17 protein-coding genes are annotated in these 19,170 nt (G+C 68.6%); 5 read left to right on the top strand and 12 right to left on the bottom strand.

What is annotated here, in order from left to right:
• Window positions 1-79 precede the first annotated feature (79 nt).
• The 3 genes from G4D77_RS11095 to G4D77_RS11090 are packed head-to-tail and all read right to left on the bottom strand — an operon-like array spanning window position 80 to window position 4,906.
• On the bottom strand, window positions 80-1,006 hold the full coding sequence (locus G4D77_RS11095; RefSeq protein WP_213757958.1) for a GGDEF domain-containing response regulator: 927 nt from the start codon (window positions 1,004-1,006) through the stop codon (window positions 80-82).
• Window positions 999-1,247 (bottom strand): hypothetical protein, encoded by a 249-nt coding sequence (locus G4D77_RS30850; protein ID WP_250134273.1) that lies wholly within the window; start codon window positions 1,245-1,247, stop codon window positions 999-1,001. The genes G4D77_RS11095 and G4D77_RS30850 overlap by 8 nt, the downstream gene beginning before the upstream one ends.
• Entirely contained in the window at window positions 1,244-4,906 is a 3,663-nt protein-coding gene (locus G4D77_RS11090) for a response regulator (protein WP_250134272.1), read from the bottom strand. Before G4D77_RS11090 ends, G4D77_RS30850 begins: the two co-directional genes overlap by 4 nt.
• A 267-nt stretch (window positions 4,907-5,173) precedes the next feature.
• Between G4D77_RS11090 and ffh the strand changes: the two genes are divergently transcribed.
• The 3 genes from ffh to G4D77_RS11075 all read left to right on the top strand — a co-directional run bounded on the left by ffh (window position 5,174) and on the right by G4D77_RS11075 (window position 7,710).
• Window positions 5,174-6,568 carry a signal recognition particle protein gene (gene ffh / locus G4D77_RS11085; protein WP_016447993.1) on the top strand — a complete coding sequence of 465 codons (1,395 nt, stop codon included), beginning with the start codon at window positions 5,174-5,176 and terminating at the stop codon, window positions 6,566-6,568.
• Window positions 6,569-6,661: 93 nt separating this feature from the next.
• Complete coding sequence (locus G4D77_RS11080; RefSeq protein ID WP_016447992.1) at window positions 6,662-7,216, top strand: C40 family peptidase; 555 nt, start codon at window positions 6,662-6,664, stop codon at window positions 7,214-7,216.
• Window positions 7,217-7,314: 98 nt separating this feature from the next.
• The gene (locus tag G4D77_RS11075) at window positions 7,315-7,710 is read left to right on the top strand and encodes a helix-turn-helix domain-containing protein (protein ID WP_016447991.1); all 396 of its coding nucleotides are present in this window, start codon (window positions 7,315-7,317) and stop codon (window positions 7,708-7,710) included.
• Window positions 7,711-7,732: 22 nt separating this feature from the next.
• On the opposite strand, the gene G4D77_RS11070 is transcribed toward G4D77_RS11075, so the two are convergent.
• The 9 genes from G4D77_RS11070 to modA all read right to left on the bottom strand — a co-directional run bounded on the left by G4D77_RS11070 (window position 7,733) and on the right by modA (window position 17,709).
• A complete protein-coding gene (locus tag G4D77_RS11070; RefSeq protein ID WP_016453151.1) occupies window positions 7,733-8,407 on the bottom strand; it encodes a DUF1266 domain-containing protein in 675 nt (224 codons plus the stop codon).
• Window positions 8,404-9,621 carry a hypothetical protein gene (locus G4D77_RS11065; RefSeq protein ID WP_213757957.1) on the bottom strand — a complete coding sequence of 406 codons (1,218 nt, stop codon included), beginning with the start codon at window positions 9,619-9,621 and terminating at the stop codon, window positions 8,404-8,406. Before G4D77_RS11065 ends, G4D77_RS11070 begins: the two co-directional genes overlap by 4 nt.
• The gene (locus G4D77_RS11060; RefSeq protein WP_154835638.1) at window positions 9,618-11,906 is read right to left on the bottom strand and encodes a hypothetical protein; all 2,289 of its coding nucleotides are present in this window, start codon (window positions 11,904-11,906) and stop codon (window positions 9,618-9,620) included. Before G4D77_RS11060 ends, G4D77_RS11065 begins: the two co-directional genes overlap by 4 nt.
• A 210-nt stretch (window positions 11,907-12,116) precedes the next feature.
• Window positions 12,117-13,445 carry a tRNA (N6-isopentenyl adenosine(37)-C2)-methylthiotransferase MiaB gene (gene miaB, locus G4D77_RS11055; protein WP_016447987.1) on the bottom strand — a complete coding sequence of 443 codons (1,329 nt, stop codon included), beginning with the start codon at window positions 13,443-13,445 and terminating at the stop codon, window positions 12,117-12,119.
• 156 nt (window positions 13,446-13,601) lie between these two features.
• Window positions 13,602-14,003, bottom strand: coding sequence for a hypothetical protein (locus tag G4D77_RS11050; protein WP_016447986.1), 402 nt, complete (start codon window positions 14,001-14,003; stop codon window positions 13,602-13,604).
• 73 nt (window positions 14,004-14,076) lie between these two features.
• A complete protein-coding gene (gene fdhD, locus G4D77_RS11045) occupies window positions 14,077-14,997 on the bottom strand; it encodes a formate dehydrogenase accessory sulfurtransferase FdhD (RefSeq protein ID WP_213757956.1) in 921 nt (306 codons plus the stop codon).
• 52 nt (window positions 14,998-15,049) lie between these two features.
• The gene (gene modC, locus G4D77_RS11040) at window positions 15,050-16,180 is read right to left on the bottom strand and encodes a molybdenum ABC transporter ATP-binding protein (RefSeq protein ID WP_154835634.1); all 1,131 of its coding nucleotides are present in this window, start codon (window positions 16,178-16,180) and stop codon (window positions 15,050-15,052) included.
• Window positions 16,177-16,857 carry a molybdate ABC transporter permease subunit gene (gene modB / locus G4D77_RS11035; RefSeq protein WP_016447983.1) on the bottom strand — a complete coding sequence of 227 codons (681 nt, stop codon included), beginning with the start codon at window positions 16,855-16,857 and terminating at the stop codon, window positions 16,177-16,179. Before modB ends, modC begins: the two co-directional genes overlap by 4 nt.
• A gap of 90 nt (window positions 16,858-16,947) precedes the next feature.
• Window positions 16,948-17,709, bottom strand: a complete 762-nt coding sequence (modA, locus tag G4D77_RS11030; protein ID WP_046237955.1) for a molybdate ABC transporter substrate-binding protein — start codon at window positions 17,707-17,709, stop codon at window positions 16,948-16,950.
• Window positions 17,710-17,812: 103 nt separating this feature from the next.
• On the opposite strand from modA, the gene G4D77_RS11025 reads away from it, so the two are divergent.
• Together G4D77_RS11025 and G4D77_RS11020 are read left to right on the top strand one after the other, a co-directional pair.
• Complete coding sequence (locus G4D77_RS11025; RefSeq protein ID WP_016447981.1) at window positions 17,813-18,640, top strand: TOBE domain-containing protein; 828 nt, start codon at window positions 17,813-17,815, stop codon at window positions 18,638-18,640.
• A gap of 216 nt (window positions 18,641-18,856) precedes the next feature.
• Complete coding sequence (locus G4D77_RS11020) at window positions 18,857-19,135, top strand: hypothetical protein (protein WP_016447980.1); 279 nt, start codon at window positions 18,857-18,859, stop codon at window positions 19,133-19,135.
• The last annotated feature ends 35 nt before the right edge of the window (window positions 19,136-19,170 follow it).

Here is a 19,170-nt window from a genome sequence, read left to right as displayed (position 1 = left end):
TGATAGCTGTGGCTTTCCTGCCGCCGGTTGTGCAGGCTCAGAATCCGGGCGCCGTGCCGTGGTTCGGAGCGCATTTTCTTCAGGGCTCGATGGCTGCCTCGATGCGATTGCGCCCCAGGGCCTTGGCCTGGTAGAGCAGGCCGTCCACCTTCTGCAGCCAGGTTTCCAAAGGCGCGGCAGACGGCTGCCGCACGGTGAGTACGCCGCAACTGACGGTGAGCAGCGGCGCCGTGGGAGAGGCGGCGTGGGCGATGGACAGGCGCAGCACTTCCTGGCGGAAATTCTCGGCCATGACCTGGGCGTCGCTTTCGCCGGGGAGGATGAGCGCGAATTCCTCGCCGCCAAAGCGCGCTGCCAGGTCGTAGAGCCGGCGCGCATGGCGCTGCAGCGTGGCAGCCACTGCCTTGAGCGCCTCGTCCCCCTGCACATGGCCATAGCAGTCGTTGTATTGCTTGAAGTGGTCTATATCAATGAGAGCCAGGCCCACGGACTCGCCCGTGCGCAGGCTGCGGCGGTGGGAGCGCTTCAGCATGTCGTCGAAGTGGCGGCGGTTGGCCAGCCCTGTCAGCCCGTCCACCATGGCCAGGCGCTCCAGGGCCTGGCGCTGCAGGGCCAGGCGTATCTGGTTGCGCACGCGCACCTCGACCACGGCGGGACGTATGGGTTTGGAGACATAGTCGGCCGCGCCCAGGCGCAGGCCGTATTCCTCGGCCTGGGCATTGCTCTGGCCGGTGATGAAGATGACGGCGATATGGGCGGTGCGCTCCTGGGCGCGCAACGCACCCAGCACCTCGTAGCCGTTCATGCCGGGCATGGCCAGGTCCAGCAGGATCAGCTGCAGCCGGTGGGCTTCGCGCTGGGCGATCACCAGCGCACCCGGGCCGTCCTTGGCCAGCAGCACACGGTAGTGGGGGCTCAGCAGCTCGGCCAGCATGCTGCGGTTCAGCCGTTCGTCGTCAACGATGAGGACCGTGGGCAGTTCCGGCCCGGTCAAGGCTTCAAACATCTGCAGCTCCCTGTAGAACCGTCCGGTTCACGGCCATGCTCCGCGCCAGCTGTTCGAGCGCCTGCAGCGCCGCCTCGGTTTCCAGGGACTCGGTGCAGCGCTGGATGCGCTGCAGCACGGACGCATGGCGCCCGTCGACCAGGGGCCGCAGCCGTTCCAGTTCGGCCATGGCGGCATAGTCGCTGTCGGCAATCTGCAGCCGCAGCCGAGCCAGGGTGGACGAGACTTCTTCCGCGGTCATCGGCTGCCGCTGCGGGGGGGCGCGGCAGTGGTCACGGCGGTCACGGCGGCCGCGGACGCCACGGCCACTACGGCCGTCTGCCCGGACCGCCGGGCGATTTCCGCCAGCAGGCCCTGCAGTCCATCGGCCAGCGCCTGGACCAGGGATTGCAGATCGCCGCCGGGCCGGGCGTTGCCGCCATTGCCGTCGCCTGACAGGCAGGCTTGCGCACCGGTCTCGGCCATGGCCGACCATTGCTCCAGCAGGTCCGCGCCCAGGTAGCCCAGACTGCCCTTGAAGGTGTGCACCAGCGATGCCACGGTGTCCCAATGGCCGCTGCGCACGGCATCGCGCAGCCGTTGCGGCGCATCGGCAAAGTCCTGGGCAAAGCCTTCGATGGCGTGGAGCATGCGCGGCGATTGGCCGGCAAGGCGTTGCCGCAGCCGTGCCGGATCCCAGGCCTGGGCAGGGCTTGACGGCGTCGGCTGCAAGGGCGCGGCCGGCGCAAGCGCCGCCGTTGGAGGAGGGCCCGCGCGCAGGCAGCGCTGCAGTGTCTCGTACAGCAGCACATCGTCAACGGGTTTGGTCAGATGGGCATTCATGCCTGCGGCCTCGATCCGGGCGCGCTCCTCGACATAGGCCTGCGCAGTCAGCGCGATCACCGGAAGATGCCGCAGCGCGCTGCGCGTGCGGATGGTGCGCGTGACACTGAGGCCGTCCATGCCGGGCATGTGCACGTCCATGAGCACGGCATCGAAAGGCTGGGTGTCCAGCAGCTGCAGCGCCTGCAGACCGTCCTGCGCAGTCTGTACCGATATGCCGGCCTGCTCCAGCAGCTCGGTGGCCACCTCGCGGTTGAGTACGTTGTCATCCACCACCAGCACCCTGCGCCCAGGCAGGCCCGGGTAGCGCTGCTGTGGCGAGGGGCCGGCCGCCGGGCTTTCCGGCGGGGGCGATTCGGGGTCCCGCAGTGCCTCCCGGATGCACGAGCGCAGTGCCGATGCGGTCAAGGGCTTGATCAGCAGGCCCCGCGGGCCCAACTGCGCGGCCTGCAGCTGCACTTCGTCGCGCCCGAAGGCCGTGACCATGAGCGCAGCCGGGGTCTTGGCCAGGTCCTGCTGCTCGCGCATGCGGCGTGCCAGGTCCAGCCCGTCCATGCCGGGCATGCGCCAGTCCAGCAGGGCCAGGCCGTAGGGGGATTCCTGGCGTGCGGCCTCTTGCAGCATGTGCAGCGCCTGCATGCCGTCCGCCGCCGTATCGCAGCGCATGCCCAGTTTGCGCACCATGGCGGCCAGGGCCTCGCGCGCGCTGGCGTTGTCATCGACGATGAGAACGCCGGTGCTGCCCAGGTTGTCGTGGCCGTCCAGCGGCGCATCCGTGGCAGGCCGGACCTTGGCCGTGAAGCGGAAGTTGCTGCCCTGGCCTGGCTGGCTGCAGACGCTGATCTCGCCGCCCATGAGCTGCACCAGCCTGTGGCAGATGGCCAGGCCCAGGCCGGTGCCGCCGTGGCGGCGCGTGGTCTGGATGTCGGCCTGGGTGAAGGGCTGGAACAGCCGTTCGGCCCGCGATGCATCCAGGCCTATGCCGGTGTCGCGCACGTTCACGCACAGGTGGTGCAGGGGCGCTGCCGTGGCGTGCGCGCCGGCCTCCACCGGCGCGCACGCCAGCGGCGGCTCCAGATGCAGGGAGATCACCACCTCGCCATGCTCGGTGAACTTGATGGCATTGCCGACCAGGTTGGTCAGCACCTGGCCCAGGCGCAGCGGGTCGCCGCGCAACCGGGGCGGCAGGTGCGGGTCCAGCGCATAGACCACTTCCAGCCCCTTTTCCTCTGCGCGCAGCGCCGTGGAGGCCGAGACGGTCTCCAGCACATCGTCAAGGGCGAAATCCACTTCCTCCAGCGCCAGCATGCCCGCCTCTATCTTGGAAAAGTCGAGGACGTCGTTGATCACGGCCAGCAGGGCGCTGGCCGAGCGCTCCACCTTCTCCAGGTAGCCGCGCTGGCGTGATGTCAGCGCGGTCTGCTGAACCAGGCGCGTCATGCCGATGACGGTGTTCATGGGGGTGCGGATTTCGTGGCTCATGATGGCCAGGAAATCCGACTTGGCCCGTTCGGCCGCTTCTGCGGCCTCCTTGGCCTGCTGCAGCGCCTGCTCGGCCTCGCGCTCGCGGGTGATGTCCAGCATGATGCCGTCCCAGACCATGCCCTCGTGGCTGCTCCGGGGGGCCGATCGGCAGCGCAGCCAGCGGATCTCTCCATCGGGCCTGATCACGCGAAAGCGGCAGTCGAAGACCCGCAGCGTATCGACCGAGCACTGCAGCATCTGCTGGTAGTGCGGCAGGTCCTCGGGATGGATGGCATTCAGGTAGGCCTGACGGTCGGCCATGATGGCGTGGGCCGGCACGCCGATCAGGTTCTCTATGCCGGCACTGATGTAGCTGAGCCGCAGTTGCGCCAGGCCGCCTTCCAGACGGTAGATGGCGCCGCTGGGCAGGTTGTCGGCCAGGGCTTCGAGGCGCATGCGTGCGTCCTCGCGTTCGGACAGGTCCTGCAGCGTGCCGCTGAGCGCGACGATGCGGCCTTGCTCGTCGCGCAGGGCGCGGCCCATGAGGCGGGCCGCGAACCTCCGTCCGTCCGGGCAGTGGTGCACGACATCGAGGCTGTAGGACTGGCCGGTGCCGATGCACAGCTGCACGGCAGCGGTGAGCCGGGCAAGATCCTGCGGTCCGAGCATGGCGCGCAGGGCATGGCGCGTCAGCGGCGGACCCTGGGGGTCCAGGCCGTTCATCACATACATCATCTCCGAGGCCTGGAAGTGCTCGGTGTCCAGCTCCCATGTCCAGCTGCCCAGGCGCGCCAGCTGTTCGGCCTGGCGCAGCACGTCGTAGCTTTTTTGCAGCTGGGACTCGGTCTGGCGCATGAGGGTGATGTCGCGCGCAATGCCCAGCACGCCCACGGTCCGGCCCTCGTCATTGCGGTAAGGAATTTTGGTGGACTGGAAGAGGCGGCGCTGCCCGTTGACCAGCAAATGATCCTCCGACACCACGGGGGCGTCGCTGTCCAGCACCCGGCGGTCGCTGTGGGTGAAGCTGCTGTCGGGGAACAGTTCCTGGTCGGTCTTGCCCACGATGTCTTCGGGCGTGCGCCCGGAAAAGCGCGCGGCGGCGGGGTTGACGAAGGTGTAGCGGCCCTGCCGGTCCTTGGCGAAGACCAGGTCGGGCGTTTCGTGCATCACGGCCTCCAGCAGGCGCGTCGAATCCTGCCACGGCCCGGTGCTTTTTCGCAGGAGCGGCGCCAGCTGCGCATCGGGCTGGCCTATCGGCTCGTCCTGGCCGGTGCGCTCGCTGAGCTCGTGCCAGGTGGTGAAGAAAAGCCGCCTGCCCGACAGCGACTGGCAATAGATATGGAGCTCGGCGGGGAAGCTGGTGCCGTCGCGGCGGATCAGTCGGCCGCAGAGATGGGCCTGGCTGTCCACGGCCATGTCCTGCCAGGGACCGCGCCGAAGTCCGTCCGCGTCGGGCCACACGTCCATGATGCCCAGCCCCAGCATGGCGGCCTTGTGATGGCCCAGGCTGGCGCAGGCATGGGCATTGGCATCGAGCAGGCAGCCCTGCTCGTCAAACAGAAGAAAACCGTCGGGCACACGGTCCAGGAACTGGCCATACGGCGTATCGGGCATGAAGACTCCTAGGCGGTAGCAAGCCGGCACTGCACAGGGCGATAGCCATAATCTATGGAAACAGTGTGGATGTTACTGCCGGCCGATGCCCGCTGCGCGGCAGGGAAGGCCGGTACTTACCCCTGCAGGGGCAGCGGGTAGAATCGTCGGGATCTGCAGGGTCCGTGCCGCGACCCGGCCCCGCCTGGCCCCATTCGGCAACCTGGCCCCGGCTGGCTCGCTGCAGCACACCTTTTCCTTTCCGACGACTCCAGTTCCTCCCCGCTTATGGCCTCCGCTCTGACCGACAAACTTTCGCGACTCGTCAAGGAGATGCGCGGCCAGGCCCGCATCACCGAATCCAACGTACAGGACATGCTGCGCGAAGTGCGCATGGCCCTGCTCGAGGCCGACGTGGCCCTGCCCGTGGTGCGCGACTTCGTTGCGCGCGTCAAGGAAAAAGCGCTGGGCCAGGAGGTGCTGGGCTCCCTGCAGCCCGGCCAGCTGCTGGTGTCCATCGTCAACAAGGAACTGGCCGCCACCATGGGCGAGGGCGTGGCCGACATCAATCTCAACGCCCAGCCGCCTGCCGTCATCCTCATGGCCGGCCTGCAGGGCGCCGGCAAGACCACGACCACGGCCAAGCTGGCCAAGCACTTGATTGAAAAGCGCAAGAAAAAGGTGCTGACCGTGTCGGGCGACGTGTACCGCCCGGCCGCCATCGAGCAGCTCAAGACCGTGACCGGCCAGGCTGGCGCCGAGTGGTTTCCCTCCACGCCAGACCAGAAGCCCCACGACATTGCCGTGGCCGCGCTGGACTACGCCAAGCGCCACTTCTTTGACGTGCTGCTGGTCGATACGGCCGGCCGCCTGGCCATCGACGAGCTGCTGATGGCTGAGATCAAGGATCTGCACGCCACGCTCAAGCCGGTCGAGACCCTGTTCGTCGTCGATGCCATGCAGGGCCAGGATGCGATCAACACGGCCAAGGCCTTCAAGGAGGCCCTGCCCCTGACCGGCATCGTGCTCACCAAGCTCGATGGTGACTCGCGCGGCGGCGCGGCGCTGTCGGTGCGCCAGATCACGGGCGCGCCCATCAAGTTCGCCGGCGTGTCCGAGAAGATCGACGGCCTGGAAGTCTTCGACGCCGACCGCCACGCGCAGCGTGTGCTGGGCATGGGCGACATCGTGGCCCTGGTCGAGCAGGTCACCAAGGGCGTGGACATGGAGGCCGCGCAGAAGCTGGCCGAGAAGGTCAAGAGCGGTGACGGCTTCGACCTCAACGACTTCCTGGCCCAGATCCAGCAGATGAAGCAGATGGGCGGCCTGTCCAACCTCATGGACAAGCTGCCGGCACAGCTCACCGCCAAGGCCGGCCAGGTGGACATGGACAAGGCCGAGCGCGAGATCCGCCGCAAGGAAGGCATCATCTGCTCCATGACTGCCAAGGAGCGCAAGAAGCCCGAGATCATCAAGGCCACGCGCAAGAAGCGCATTGCCGATGGCGCGGGCGTGCAGGTCCAGGAAGTCAACCGCCTGCTCAAGGAGTTCGAGCAGATGCAGGAGATGATGAAGAAGATGAAGGGCGGCGGCCTCATGAAGATGATGAAGCGCATGGGCGGCATGAAGGCCATGAAGGGAATGATGGGCGGTGGCGGCGGCATGCCCAAGCTGCCGTTCTGAGCGGGCCGGGCCCCGCCGATAGACAGTCAAGCCGCAGCACAGCCTGCGGCTTTTCTTTGGCCGCTGCCGGGCTTTGTGAGAACATGCGGCGCCATGAAGGCTGGCGTTTCGACTTCCCTTGCGGCTTCCCGCGTGACTGCATCGCGGCTGTCTCGCCGTGACTGGGGCCTGCTGGCGGCGGCTGCGCTGCTGGCCGGCTGCTCGTCTGCTCCCCGCAAGGGCGCGGGTCCCGGGCCTGCTCCTTCGCCGCAGGCCCTTAACCTGGATGGCGAGTTGCGCGAGGCCCTGCTGGCGCGCACCATGCTCGTGGTCAACACGCCGTATACCTACGGCGGCAATTCGCCCGACGGCGGTTTCGACTGCAGCGGCCTGATCCAGTGGGCCGTGGGCGGCATTACCGAAAGCCGCCTGCCGCGCACCACGGCCCAGTGGGCGCAGTTCAGCAATCCCGTGGGCAGCCGCAGCCTGCAGCGCGGCGACTTCGTGTTCTTCAACACCCTGGGCTCGCGCTATTCGCACATGGGCATCTTTGTGGGCAACGGCCAGTTCGTGCATGCGCCATCCAGCGGCGGCACGGTGCAGCGCGTGCGCATGGACAACCCCTATTTCGCCAGGCGCTTTACCGAAGCGCGCAGCATCTTCGCCTGAGCGCCTGCCAGGCAAGGCGCCGGGCTTGGCGCCGGGCTTGGCGCCGGCTCTTGAATCGATGGTCCAATGAGAGCTCCATAGAAATCCAGGGTTTCGGAATGGATAACAAGCTCGAATTCGCACAGCGCCTGCGCCAGGCCATCGAGGCTGCGGGTCTGGAGCCGCGGCCCAGCGTGCTGCTGAATCTGTTCAATTCCAGTTACTGGGGTCGGCCGATTTCGTTCCAGGCGGTTGCGCGCTGGCTCAACGGCGAGGCCGTGCCCGAGCAGGACAAGCTGGTGCTGCTGGCCGAGCTGCTCAGGATCGAGCCCGAAGTGCTGCGCTTTGGCGACCCTGCCCAGCGGTCACTGCCGCCTCAGCACGAATGCCAGGAACCGGGCGTGGGCTATCTTGAACGCGAAACCTTCGACGCCTTTCTGAGGCTGCCCGCGCCGCAACGCCAGGTGGTGCGGGAGGTGATCCTGACCTTCGCCAAGGTGCACGGCGAAGGCTGAGGGCCGGGCCACCTGGCAGCCGTCACCGCACCGCCTGCGGCTGCCAGGGCATGGCATGCCAGGGATGGCGCGGATCGGCCACCCATTGCTGCACCTCCTCGGGCGTCACGCTGCGGCCCAGCACGTCGGCCCGGCCACGGGCCAGCCATTGGCTGCGGCCCCGCGCATAGGCCTGGCCGAAGGCCTGCCAGCTGTCAAAGCAATCCCGCGCGCGGCATGCGTTCAGGTGAAGGATCTGCTGGTGCAGGGCCTCGTCCAGCCAGCCCAGCAGCCAAGCACATCGCACGTGGAAGGCCACGCGCGCGCAGGCAAAGGCCATGGCGGCATGGGGATCGTCGCCGGCCTGCAGGCGCTGCAGGTCCAGCGTGAACCAGCGCTGGCGCAGGCCGTCGGGCAACTGGCGTGCGATCTGGGCATCGTCCAGGTCGGTGCGTAGGCCAAGGTGGTGCAGCACCATGGGGCGCAGCTGGGTGGTCAGGGCGTCGTCGGCACCATGGAGCTGCCGGTCTGCAAAGCCGCCCTGGATGGCGTGAAAGGCCATGGGATGGGCCAGGGCCAGGGCCCAGTCCAGCGCCGCATCGCCGCTGCGGTAGCTGCTGAAGTCGCCGCGCTGGCGCGCCGCACGCCTGCGGCGCAGGCCGGCGCGCACTGCCCACCAGACCAATGCAGACAGCACAACAAGAGTGAAGGCGTTCATCGCGGATTTCCTGTCCTGCCCGGCGATCCTGCCCGGCGCCGCGCCAGCTCCAGCGACTGCTGCAGGGCCGCGCTGCGCGGCATGCGCTCGAAGGCTGGCACGGGCACGGTGTCGCGGCGTGCCGCGACCAGCCATTGCATCAGGGGCGACCGGATATCCAGCTGCTCCAGCAGCGCCGGGTGGGCCTGGAGCAGCCACAATTGCTCGGCTTCGGTGTGCAGCTCGCCGGCCGCGCACCAGGCGCTGGTGTGGCCCGAGGCCAGCAGATGCGCCGGACGGCGCACGATGCCCATGGCCAGGGCATCCGCTGGCGCCTCGCCATCGGCATCGAGGTGGTTGAGCAGGGCCAGCACGTCGGCCAGGTAGCGCGCAATCGGCGGGCGGTTCTGCTTGCCCTTGATCTGGTCGATGCGCAGCCGCCCGCCGTCAAGCACCTGGGCGCTGACGGTGATGCGCGGCTGGGCCGTGCCCGTGCGGTAGCTGAACAGGCGCAGCCGGCCCTGCTCGCAGGCTTCGGCGTAGTGCTCGCCGTAGCCGCCGCGCAGCGCGCCGCGCGCGCTGAACTGGCCCAGGCAGTGCCGCATCATCTGGCTTTCATAGGCCATTTCGGCGCGCAGGTCCGGGCTTTGGGCATCGAATTCCACGAACACGCCCAACTGGCCGCGCAGCAGCGGACGCACGGCGCCGGGCCGGTGCTCGGCCCAGCCGCTTTCGCTTTTTCTGGCGAAGGCCAGGTGCTCCAGCGTCCAGCGCGCCAGGGCCTGCGGGCAGTTGATGCGCTGCAGCTTGCCCTGAAGCGCCGTGCCGCGCCGGGTGGACAGGAACTCCAGCAGCCGGCTTTCCAGCGCCAGCAGCGGGGCGCTGTCAGGCTCCACCCACCACAGCGGTGCGCTGGCGCCGGCCGCAGGGCTTTCATGTGGCGGTGGCTGGCGGGCCGCATGCGCGCGCAGGCGCTCCAGCGCCCAGGCGGCAGGCTCGGTGCGCCGGTGCAGGCGCAGCAGCTCGGCCTGCGTGGAGATGGGCTGAACGGCCGGCGGATCGGCGTCGAGGTTGCCGATCACGTGGCGGTAGAAGTGGTTGGCCAGCCAGGCCGCGATCTCCTGACTGTCGCCGCGCGCCGCGCTGCGCTCACGTATGCGCTGCTTGATGTCCGGCGCATTGACCACATCGCGCGGGCGGTAGGCGCTGGCTGCCGTGGCGGCTCCCGGGTTCACCACAGCTTCCACCAGGGCTTGCTGTCCGAGTGCAGCTTGAGGCAGCGCTGGAGGCCGTCCCTGGCCATCTTGTGCTCGGCCTCGCTGTCATCGGGGGTGAGCTTGGCGATGGCCTCGCGGTGCAGGGCCACGGCCTGATCGATGGGGCCGCAGCTTTCCATGGCGCAGGCCAGGCGGCGCAGCGTGTAGCACTCGCCCAGGGCGCGCACTTCGGGCAGCAGGGCCTCCAGGCGGGGGCGCACCACGTCGCCATGGCTTTCGGAGAAGAAGTCGAGCAGGGACATCAGGGCCGCCAGGTAGTCGCGCCGCTGTTCGCGCTGCTCGTCTGCGTCCAGTTCCTCGAACCACTGGTCCAGGCGTTCCAGCCAGATGCCGATCTCGCCCGCGCGGCCGAGCTGGTAGAGCGCCAACGCCACGCTGGGGAAGTAGTCGGTGGGGCAGTGGCGGCTGTAGCCGTAGTCCTGGGTGAAGTGCCACAGCTGCTCTGCCGCCGTGACGATGCCGGGTCGGTCGTCACGGCGGATGGCAGACCACAGCAGGCCGTCATGGTGCTCGGCGAAGGGGCTGCTGGACAGTCCCTTGTGGTGCAGGGCTGCAGCCTCTTCATAGCGCTGCTGCGAGCGGTACTTGATGGCAAGGTTGTTGCAGAGCATGGAGTAGACGTGCAGGTGCGCGTCCTTGTACCTGCCCTGGCCGCTGGCCCAGAAGGCTTCGAAGCGGGCCAGGCCCTCTTCGTAGTAGCGCTGCACCAGCGGCTCGCGCACCTCGTCGTCCGGCACCTGCCGGCCTTCGCCCATGAGGGAGGCCAGGTCGTCCTCGTCGTCCAGCGTCACGCCCGCCGCATAGCACCAGTGGGCGCCGAAGCCCTGGGGAAAGGGCCGCTGCAGCGCCTGTGCGGCCGGCAGCGCGGCAAAGCGCGCGGCCCAGAGCATGGGCAGCAGTTCGGAGTTGGCGTGCCGGGGCTGCTCGCCCACGCCGCGCTCGAGCAGCGGCAGGGCCTGTTCCCATTGGTGGTTCCTGGCCAGGCGCCAGCCGTCGATCATGTCCAGCAGCGGATGGCCGGGCGCCTGGGCACGCGCCAGGGCCAGGTAGTCGTCGGCGCTGCGCGCAGCAGCCGGGCTGTCTTCCAGGATCTCCTGCATGTCGGAATCCAGTCCCGCCCAGGCCAGGATCAGCGCCCAGGCGGGGGCGTGGGCGGTGTCGCTGTCCACCATGCGCAGTGCCAGCTCATAGCCCTGGCGGGCCGATCCGGGGCGGCTGTGCAACACGCTCTCCAGCGCCAGGTCCGCTGCATCGGCCAGGCGGCCCGCCTCTTGCAGCCATTGCAGCACCAGGCCGCTGAAGGCGTCGTCGGAGTCGTCCACCAGGCCGAAGCGGCCCAGCTCGGCCAGCTGCAGCGCGGCCTCTGGCTGGCCCATGGCATGGCAGGCCATGGCCTGCAGCCGTGCCTCATGGACCTTGCGGTGCGCGCGCACCGCCTGCGATGCGGCGGGGCTTTCCGTGCGGGCCAGGTGCTGCTGCGCCGCCATCAGCACGGCCGGAACGCTTTGCGGGGCCAGCGGCAGCACTTCGCGCGCAAGGTGCAGCCAGTCGTCGAAGTCCACGTTCTGGTCGGCGTCTGCCAGGGCCAACTGCGCCGTGGCGGCCTGCACATGGCGCACGGTGGCCGGCACATCGCCGCGCAGGCGGGCCAGCTCGGCCTTGCGCAGGCTGGCACGCGCGTCGCGGCGCGCGGGGGATGCCTCGCCGTCGGGGTCGCTGCGCTCGTGGTTGCGCTGCAGGTCCACGCCTTGCTCGGCCAGTTCCCAGGCCTGGGCCTCGCGGGCCAGGTAGTGCCAGCCATTCCAGTAGCGATAGGGCTCGTCGGTGTGCGGCAGCCGGCCCATGAGATCGGCGGCAGGCGCGAGCAGGGCCACGCCGCCTTCGCGGTCAAAGCGCAGCCGGCTCTGGATGTCGCTGAGCGCCAGGCTGGCCGTGGCCAGCAGGCGGTTGTCACCCTGCAGGTGCTGCAGCGTGGCATCGCGGTGCTCGCGCAGCAGGGCGTTGGCGGTCTCGGGCCGTTCCAGGTCGAGCCAGAGATCGTGCAGACGCTCCAGTTCGCTCACCGTGGCCGGCGCGAAGCGCTGCTGCGAGAGCAGCTCCATGACGGCCGCCTGGCGTTCGGCCGGGGCGATGGGGCTGGTTTCATCTTCCTGTTGCAGCAGGTCGTGCGCCTGGTCCATGAAGGCATGCAGGGCTTCGCCCTCAAGGATGGCCTGGGCGTTGGCGGGCTGGGAGGTGTTCATGGAATCGATAGCAAGCAAGCGAAGCTGGAAAAGCCATGCAGGCCGACAGACCTCAGGGCGGCAACCCGCGATGCTAGCGGGCCGGCCCGCGCCAGGCCAGTGTGGCGGGGATGTTTTCACGTCCTGTTACATGCAAAAAGCCCGGCATTGCCGGGCTTTCGTTACGCAAGAGGTCGCTGGGCCACCGGGGCCGCCGGGATCGGGTTGGTATCAGTGGCGCACCACGACCTCGCCGCGCAGCGTGAAGGTGCGTGCCTCGGTGATCTTCACATCGATCATCTGGCCGATCAGGCGTTCGTTGCCCGGGAAGTTGACCACGCGGTTGCACTCGGTGCGGCCCATGAGTTCGCTGCCATCGCGCTTGGACAGTCCTTCCACCAGCAGGCGCTGCACCGTGCCCACGCGCTCGTCGCTGATGTCCTTGATGTTGTTGTTGATCACGGCCTGCAGCTCCTGCAGGCGGCGCAGCTTGACCTCGTGGGGCGTGTCGTCGTGCAGGTTGGCGGCCGGCGTGCCGGGGCGGGGGCTGAAGATGAAGCTGAAGCTGTTGTCGAAGCGCACGTCGTGGATGAGCTTCATCATCTTCTGGAAGTCTTCCTCGGTCTCGCCGGGGAAGCCCACGATGAAGTCGCTGCTCATGGCCATCTCGGGCCGGATGGCACGCAGCTTGCGGATGGTGCTCTTGTATTCCATGGCCGTGTAGCCGCGCTTCATGGCCATGAGTATCTTGTCGCTGCCGTGCTGCACGGGCAGGTGCAGGTGGCTGACCAGCTTGGGCAGCCGAGCGTAGGCCTCGATCAGGCGCGGCGTGAATTCGTTGGGATGGCTGGTGGTGTAGCGGATGCGCTCGATGCCGGGGATCTCGGACACGTATTCCAGCAGCAGGGCAAAGTCGGCGATCTCGGCCGTGTCACCCATCTTGCCCAGGTAGGCGTTCACGTTCTGGCCCAGCAGCGTGACCTCCTTCACGCCCTGGTCGGCCAGGCCCGCGACCTCGACCAGCACGTCCTCGAACGGGCGGCTGACTTCCTCGCCGCGCGTATAGGGCACGACGCAGTAGCTGCAGTACTTGGAGCAGCCTTCCATGATGGAGACAAAGGCCGAGGAGCCTTCCACGCGCGCCGGTGGCAGGTGGTCGAATTTCTCGATCTCGGGAAAGCTGATATCGACCTGGGGCTTGTGCCTGGCGGCGCGTGCATTGAGCAGCTCGGGCAGGCGGTGCAGGGTCTGCGGGCCGAAGACCACGTCCACATAGGGCGCGCGCTTGATGATTTCCTCGCCCTCCTGGCTGGCCACGCAGCCGCCCACGCCGATGAGCACGCCGCGTTCCTTCAGGTGCTTGTAGCGGCCCAGGTCGCTGAACACCTTCTCCTGTGCCTTCTCGCGCACCGAGCAGGTGTTGAACAGGATCAGGTCGGCCTGCTCCGGGTCGTCGGTGGACTCGTAGCCCTGGGCTGCGCCCAGCACATCGGCCATCTTGTCCGAGTCGTACTCGTTCATCTGGCAGCCGAAGGTTTTGATAAAGACTTTCTTGGACATGGTGGGGTTCCGTCAGGCAGCCGCCGCACTGCAAGCGGCGGTCTGCAAAAAAAGAAGATGGCCGGGCCAGGGCGGGCGCTGTGCTCCCTGGCCCGAGCCGCTGCGCCCCGCAAGCTGCGGGCCGCATCCATCGTGTGCGTGCGGTGTGCGCCGGCCTCAGTTGAAGAAGCGGTGCAGCATCGACTTGGGCTTGTAGTGCTTGTCGGCCTCGGCCTTGGTCAGGATCCAGGCCTGGTGCAGCCACTGCGTCTGCGGCTCGATCACATAGCCCACCACGAGCTTGCTGCCCTGGTAGTTGATGGCCTGCACCAGCGTGCGCTCGGGGCTGAACAGGCGAAAGCCCGGGCTGGTGCGAATGGTCTTGCCGTCGATTTCGACCACGGGAAACTGCGCGGTCACGACCAGCTCGCCGAACTGGGCCTGCGGCGGGAAGTTGCGTGTCTCGTTGGAGGGCAGGCCCTGCGCGGCCGCGCCCAGGCTGGCGCAGGCCAGGCCGGCGAGCAGGGCGCCGGCGCACAGGCGGCGGACGGCGGAGAAATGGGGCTTGCAGCGGTTCATGGTGTACATCCAGGGGCTGAACCCGCGATTCTACGAACTTGCCGCTGCGCGGGCGCGGCACTCGGGCATTGGGTCAGGCGCGGCCCGGCGCATACAGCACGGCCTTGGGCGGCCGGCACAGGCCCCAGAAGCGCAGGCCGGTCAGCTCGGCCATCTGCACGCCCATGGCCGTGGGGGCGGAGATGGTGGCCAGGGCGGCGATGCCGACCCTGGCGCATTTGCGCACCAGCTCATGGCTGCCCCGGCTGGAGAGCACGACAAAACCGGCCTCGCCCAGGCGGCCGGTGCGCGAGAGGCGGCCGACCAGCTTGTCCAGCGCGTTGTGGCGGCCCACATCCTCGAGCACATCCGTCAGTTGCCCGTCCAGCCCTGCCCAGCCTGCGGCATGCACGGCGCCGGCTTCGGCGTTGAGCCGCTGCAGCGGCGGCAGGGCATCGATGGCAGCGCACACCGTGGTGGCATCGACACGGGCGATCCAGTCGTGCGCGGGCAGGGGGTCGAAGGACAGGTCCAGCGCCGCGAAGCTGTCCACGCCGCAGACGCCGCAGCCTGTGCGCCCGCTCATGCTGCGGCGCCGGTCCTTGAGGCGCGCGAAGCAGCGCGAGGCCACGTCCAGCTGCACCTCGATGCCGTCCATGCCGGACGGAAGGCCTGCGGCCTGTGCAGCCACGGTGCGCACCTCGATGCCGTAGCAGTCGGCAGCGCTGTCCAGAATGCCTTCGGTGAGCGCAAAACCCAGCGCAAAGTCTTCCAGGTCCGAGGGCGTACCCATCATCACGGCATGCGAGATGCCATTGAACACCAGGGCGATGGGGACTTCGCTGGCCAGCACCTGCGGCTCGGCCTGGATGCTGACGGCGCCGCCATCGGCGATCCGGTGGCGCACCACCGCATGCGTGCGCAGTGCGGCAATGGCGGGCGCGGTGGCGCAGGCAGCATCTGCCGGGCCCGAGTCCGGGGCGGGTGCGGGAGCGTGTTCGGTGGTGGCGTTCATGGCGTGGGCCGCGCAGGCGGCCTGCGCATGATATCGGTGCCGCCGCGCAGCTTCAGTCCAGCAATGCCATGCCCTTGATCTGGGCGAAGACATGCATGCCCGGCGCAATGCCCAGCTGCCGGGCGGAATGCAGGGTGATGCGCGCCAGCAGGCGGGATGGGCCCAGCTGCAGCGAGACCATGACCTGGCCCGGGCCGTCCTCGCGCAGATCCTGCACGGTGGCCGCCAGGATGTTGAGGATGCTGCTGTCTTGCGGGTGCTGCAGGCTCAGGCTCACATCGCGCGCCTGCACGCGCAGCTGCACGCTCTCGCCGATGGGGCGCGGGCGGGCCATGACAAGGCGAAGGCGCCCGCCGTCGAAGGACAGCGTGCTCAGGTGGGCATCCGGATCGTGCTGCCGGATCTGCGCACTGAGCATGGCCGCTGCCGTGTCGCCCATGCTCAGCGGCAGGTCCAGCCGTGCCAGCAGTTCGCTGGTGGCGCCGGCCGCGACGATGCCGCCTGCCTTGAGCAGCACCAGGTGCTGGGCCAGGCGCGCTACCTCGTCGATGGAGTGGCTGACATAGACCACGGGAATGTCGAGTTCACGGCGCAGCTGGTCCAGGTAGGGCAGGACCTCGGCCTTGCGCTGGGCGTCCAGCGCGGCCAGCGGTTCGTCCATGAGCAGCACGCGGGGGCTGGTGGCCAGGGCGCGCGCAATGGCCACGCGCTGGCGCTCGCCGCCCGACAGGGTGGAGGGCATGCGGTCCATCAAATGGCCTATGCCCAGCAGGGACACGGCCTGGTCCTGGGACACCTTGCGCCGCTCGGCGGGCGTGCGCCGCATGCCGTAGTCGATGTTGCGCTGCACGCTCAGGTGCGGGAACAGGCTGGCCTCCTGGAACACATAGCCCAGTGCGCGGCGGTGCGTGGGCAGCCACTGGCTGGCCGCATCGTCCTGCCAGACCTCCCCATTGACGGCGACACGGCCCCGTGCGCGCTCCAGCCCCGCCAGCGCGCGCAGGCAGGTGGTCTTGCCGCAGCCCGAAGGGCCGAACAGGGCCGTGACGCCGCGCCCGGGCAGCTGCAGCAGCACATCGAGGCGGAAGTCGGCACGCTCCAGCGCCAGCGCAGCAAGGATTTGCGAAGGGCTCGCGGCGGGCGGGGCGCCGGCCGAAGCAACGGGAGAGAAGTCAGTCATCATGCGCGGCGCTCCTCGCGCGGCTGCAACAGGTGCAGGGCCAGCAGCACCAGGAAGGAGAACACCACCATGCCGCCGGCCAGCCAGTGGGCGTGGGCGTACTCCATGGCCTCCACGTGGTCGTAGATCTGCACCGAGACCACGCGCGTCACGCCGGGGATATTGCCGCCCAGCATCAGCACCACGCCGAACTCGCCCACGGTGTGCGCGAAGGTCAGCACGGCTGCGGTGATGAAGCCCGGGCGCGCCAACGGCAGCGCCACGGTGAAGAAGCGGTCCAGTGGCCCCGCGCCCAGGCTGGCCGCGGCCTCCATGGGGCGCGTGCCCAGCGACTCGAAGGCGCGCTGCAGCGGCTGCACCGTGAACGGCAGGGAATAGACCAGGGACCCGATGACCAGGCCTGGAAAGGTGAAGGGCAGGGTGCCCAGCCCCAGCGCCTGCGTCAACTGGCCCACGGGGCCATTGGGCCCCATGGTCACCAGCAGGTAGAAGCCGATCACCGTGGGTGGCAGCACCAGGGGCAGCGCCACCACGGCGCCAATCGGGCCGCGCCAGCGCGAGCGCGTATGGGCCAGCCACCAGGCCAGCGGCGTGCACAGCGCCAGCAGCAGCACCGTGGTCACGCTGGCAAGTTTCAGCGTCAGACGTATGGCGGCGTAGTCGTCGGCGGTAAGAATCATGCTGGAAGAATTCAGTGGTTCGCAGCGCTGGCGTCGTCCCCCTACCGCGCAGCGGGAGGGGGGAAGGCGCGTCAGCGCCTCAGGGGGAGCCTAGAGCCCGTAGCCGTAGGAGCGGATGATGGCACGCGCTTTATCAGCACGCAGGTACTTCATCAGCTCGGTGGCGGCTTCGTTGTCCTTGCCGCTGTTGAGCACGATGGCGTCCTGGCGGATGGATTCGTGCATGGCGGCGGGCACCTGCCAGGCCGAGCCTTCGCGCAGCTTGCCGTTTTCCATCACCTGCGACAGGGCCACGAAGCCCAGCTGGGCATTGCCCGTGGCCGCGAACTGGTAGGTCTGGGCGATGTTCTCGCCCATGACGATGCGCGGCTGCACCTGGGCCGTGATGCCCAGCTTGTCCAGCACTTCCATGGCGGCCGTGCCGTAGGGCGCGAGCTTGGGGTTGGCCACGGCGATGTGCCTGTAGTCGCCGGTCTTGAGGACCTCGCCCTTGTCGTCCACATAGCCGGGCTTGGGGCTCCACAGCACGAGCTGGCCGATGGCGTAGGTGAAGCGCGAGTCGGGCAGGCCACGGCCTTCCTTGGCGATCTTTCCAGGCGTGGTGTCGTCGGCGGCCAGCAGGATCTGGAAGGGCGCGCCGTTGACGATCTGCGCGTAGAACTTGCCCGTGGCGCCGAAGGACAGCAGGGCCTTGTGGCCGGTGTCCTTCTCGAACTCGGCGGCGATCTTCTGCATGGGCGCCGTGAAGTTGGCGGCAACGGCCACCGACACTTCGGCAGCCTGCGCAGCGACACCGCCCAACAGGGCAAGGGCGGCAAAGGCGGTGGCACGCAGGGGCTGGTTCACGTTCATGGGTCTCTCGCTATTCCGTTGGTGAATAGCGCAGTGTAGCGACCTGAAAATGCGCATGCAGGGTGCAGGCGTTTTGCTTGGCGGGAAATAACGCTTGGCGGGCATGATGTCGCGCATGACTGCCGACGCTCCTGCTTCACCCTCCGATCTGGCGCCCGCGCTGGGCCATGACCTGGCTGACCGCCGCCTCGCCATCCTGCGCCATATCGCAGCAGGGCATTCGATTTCACAGGCGGCGCGCGAGGCCGGCGTCAGCTACAAGGCGGCATGGCAGGCGCTGGATGTGCTGACCAATCTCGCGGGCTGTGCCCTGGTGGAGCGCTCGGTCGGCGGCGCCGGCGGCGGCGGCGCGCGCATCACCGCAGCCGGGCAGTCCCTGCTGGCCATGGCCGATGCGCTGGAGCAGGCCCGTGCACAGGTGCTGCAGCGCTTTGGCGGGCCGGCCGGCGTTTCCTCGGCGGCTCCCGGACTGGGGCTGGGCCTGCGCACCAGCATGCGCAATCTGTGGCCTTGCCGGGTCGGGGCCCTGCAGGCGCAGGGTGCCCAGGTCCGCGTCTGGATGCTGCCCGATGGCGGTGGCGATGCACCAGGCATTGCCGCTCGCATCACCGCCGAAAGCGCCCAGTTGCTGGGCCTGGCCCCTGGCCTGCCCGTGATGGCGCTGTGCAAGGCCACTGCCGTCCAGGTGCTGCCAGTGGCGCCGCTGGCCGGTGCGCAGGGCCTGGCCAATGCCTGGCCTGCCAAGGTGCAACGCCTGGCCCGTGCCGAGGGGGACGGACCGCGCGAAGTGGTGGCCAGGCTGCCCTGGGGCGGCAGCGGCGTGGGGTATGCGGCGCAGCAGGCGCAAGGCGAGCCCTGGACGCTGCGCACAGGACGCAAGGTCTGGCTGTCGGTGCCGGAGTCCGCCGTGGTGCTGGCCGTGGCCGACTGACACGACTGACCTGACAGGGTCGATTGAGCTGATTGGGCCGATTGGGCGTCGAGAAGACCGCAGCGCGTTGCGCGTGCGCTGCAGTGGCTGCAGATTCGGACGGGTCTTATGGCGCATCCCGGGCGGGATACGAAAAATTGTGCCGCAGCGCAACCTGCGCGCTCCGGTGGCGCAGGCTTTCCCGGCGACCGATCCATCGAAACCTCCCTGGCCCCCATGAGCATCCTGAAATTGCGCAGGCAAGAGAAAGTGGCGTTCTACACCGCCTTGCTGTGTTCGTCCGTCGCGGCGTTCATCTTCTTCGCGTCCCAGGACGTGGCGGACAGTCTGGAGCAGCGGCTGGGTGCGCTGGCCATCTGCATCGTCATCGGCGCCGTGGTGACCCTGTTCAATCACTGGTGGTTCAGAGTCTGGGGCTGGCACCTGGTGCCGGTCACCCTGCTCCTGTTCTATGGCGGCACGCTGGTCGCAGGCTGGCTGTTTGGCGGTCGATGATCGCGATGGCGCCGAAGGGGAACCTGCCGCAATGC

The organism is Delftia sp. WY8 (genome assembly GCF_018437695.1).
Lineage (GTDB): Bacteria > Pseudomonadota > Gammaproteobacteria > Burkholderiales > Burkholderiaceae_C > Comamonas > Comamonas tsuruhatensis.
Note: the sequence above shows the minus strand (reverse complement) of the source record. Positions and strands in the feature narration are given on the sequence as shown.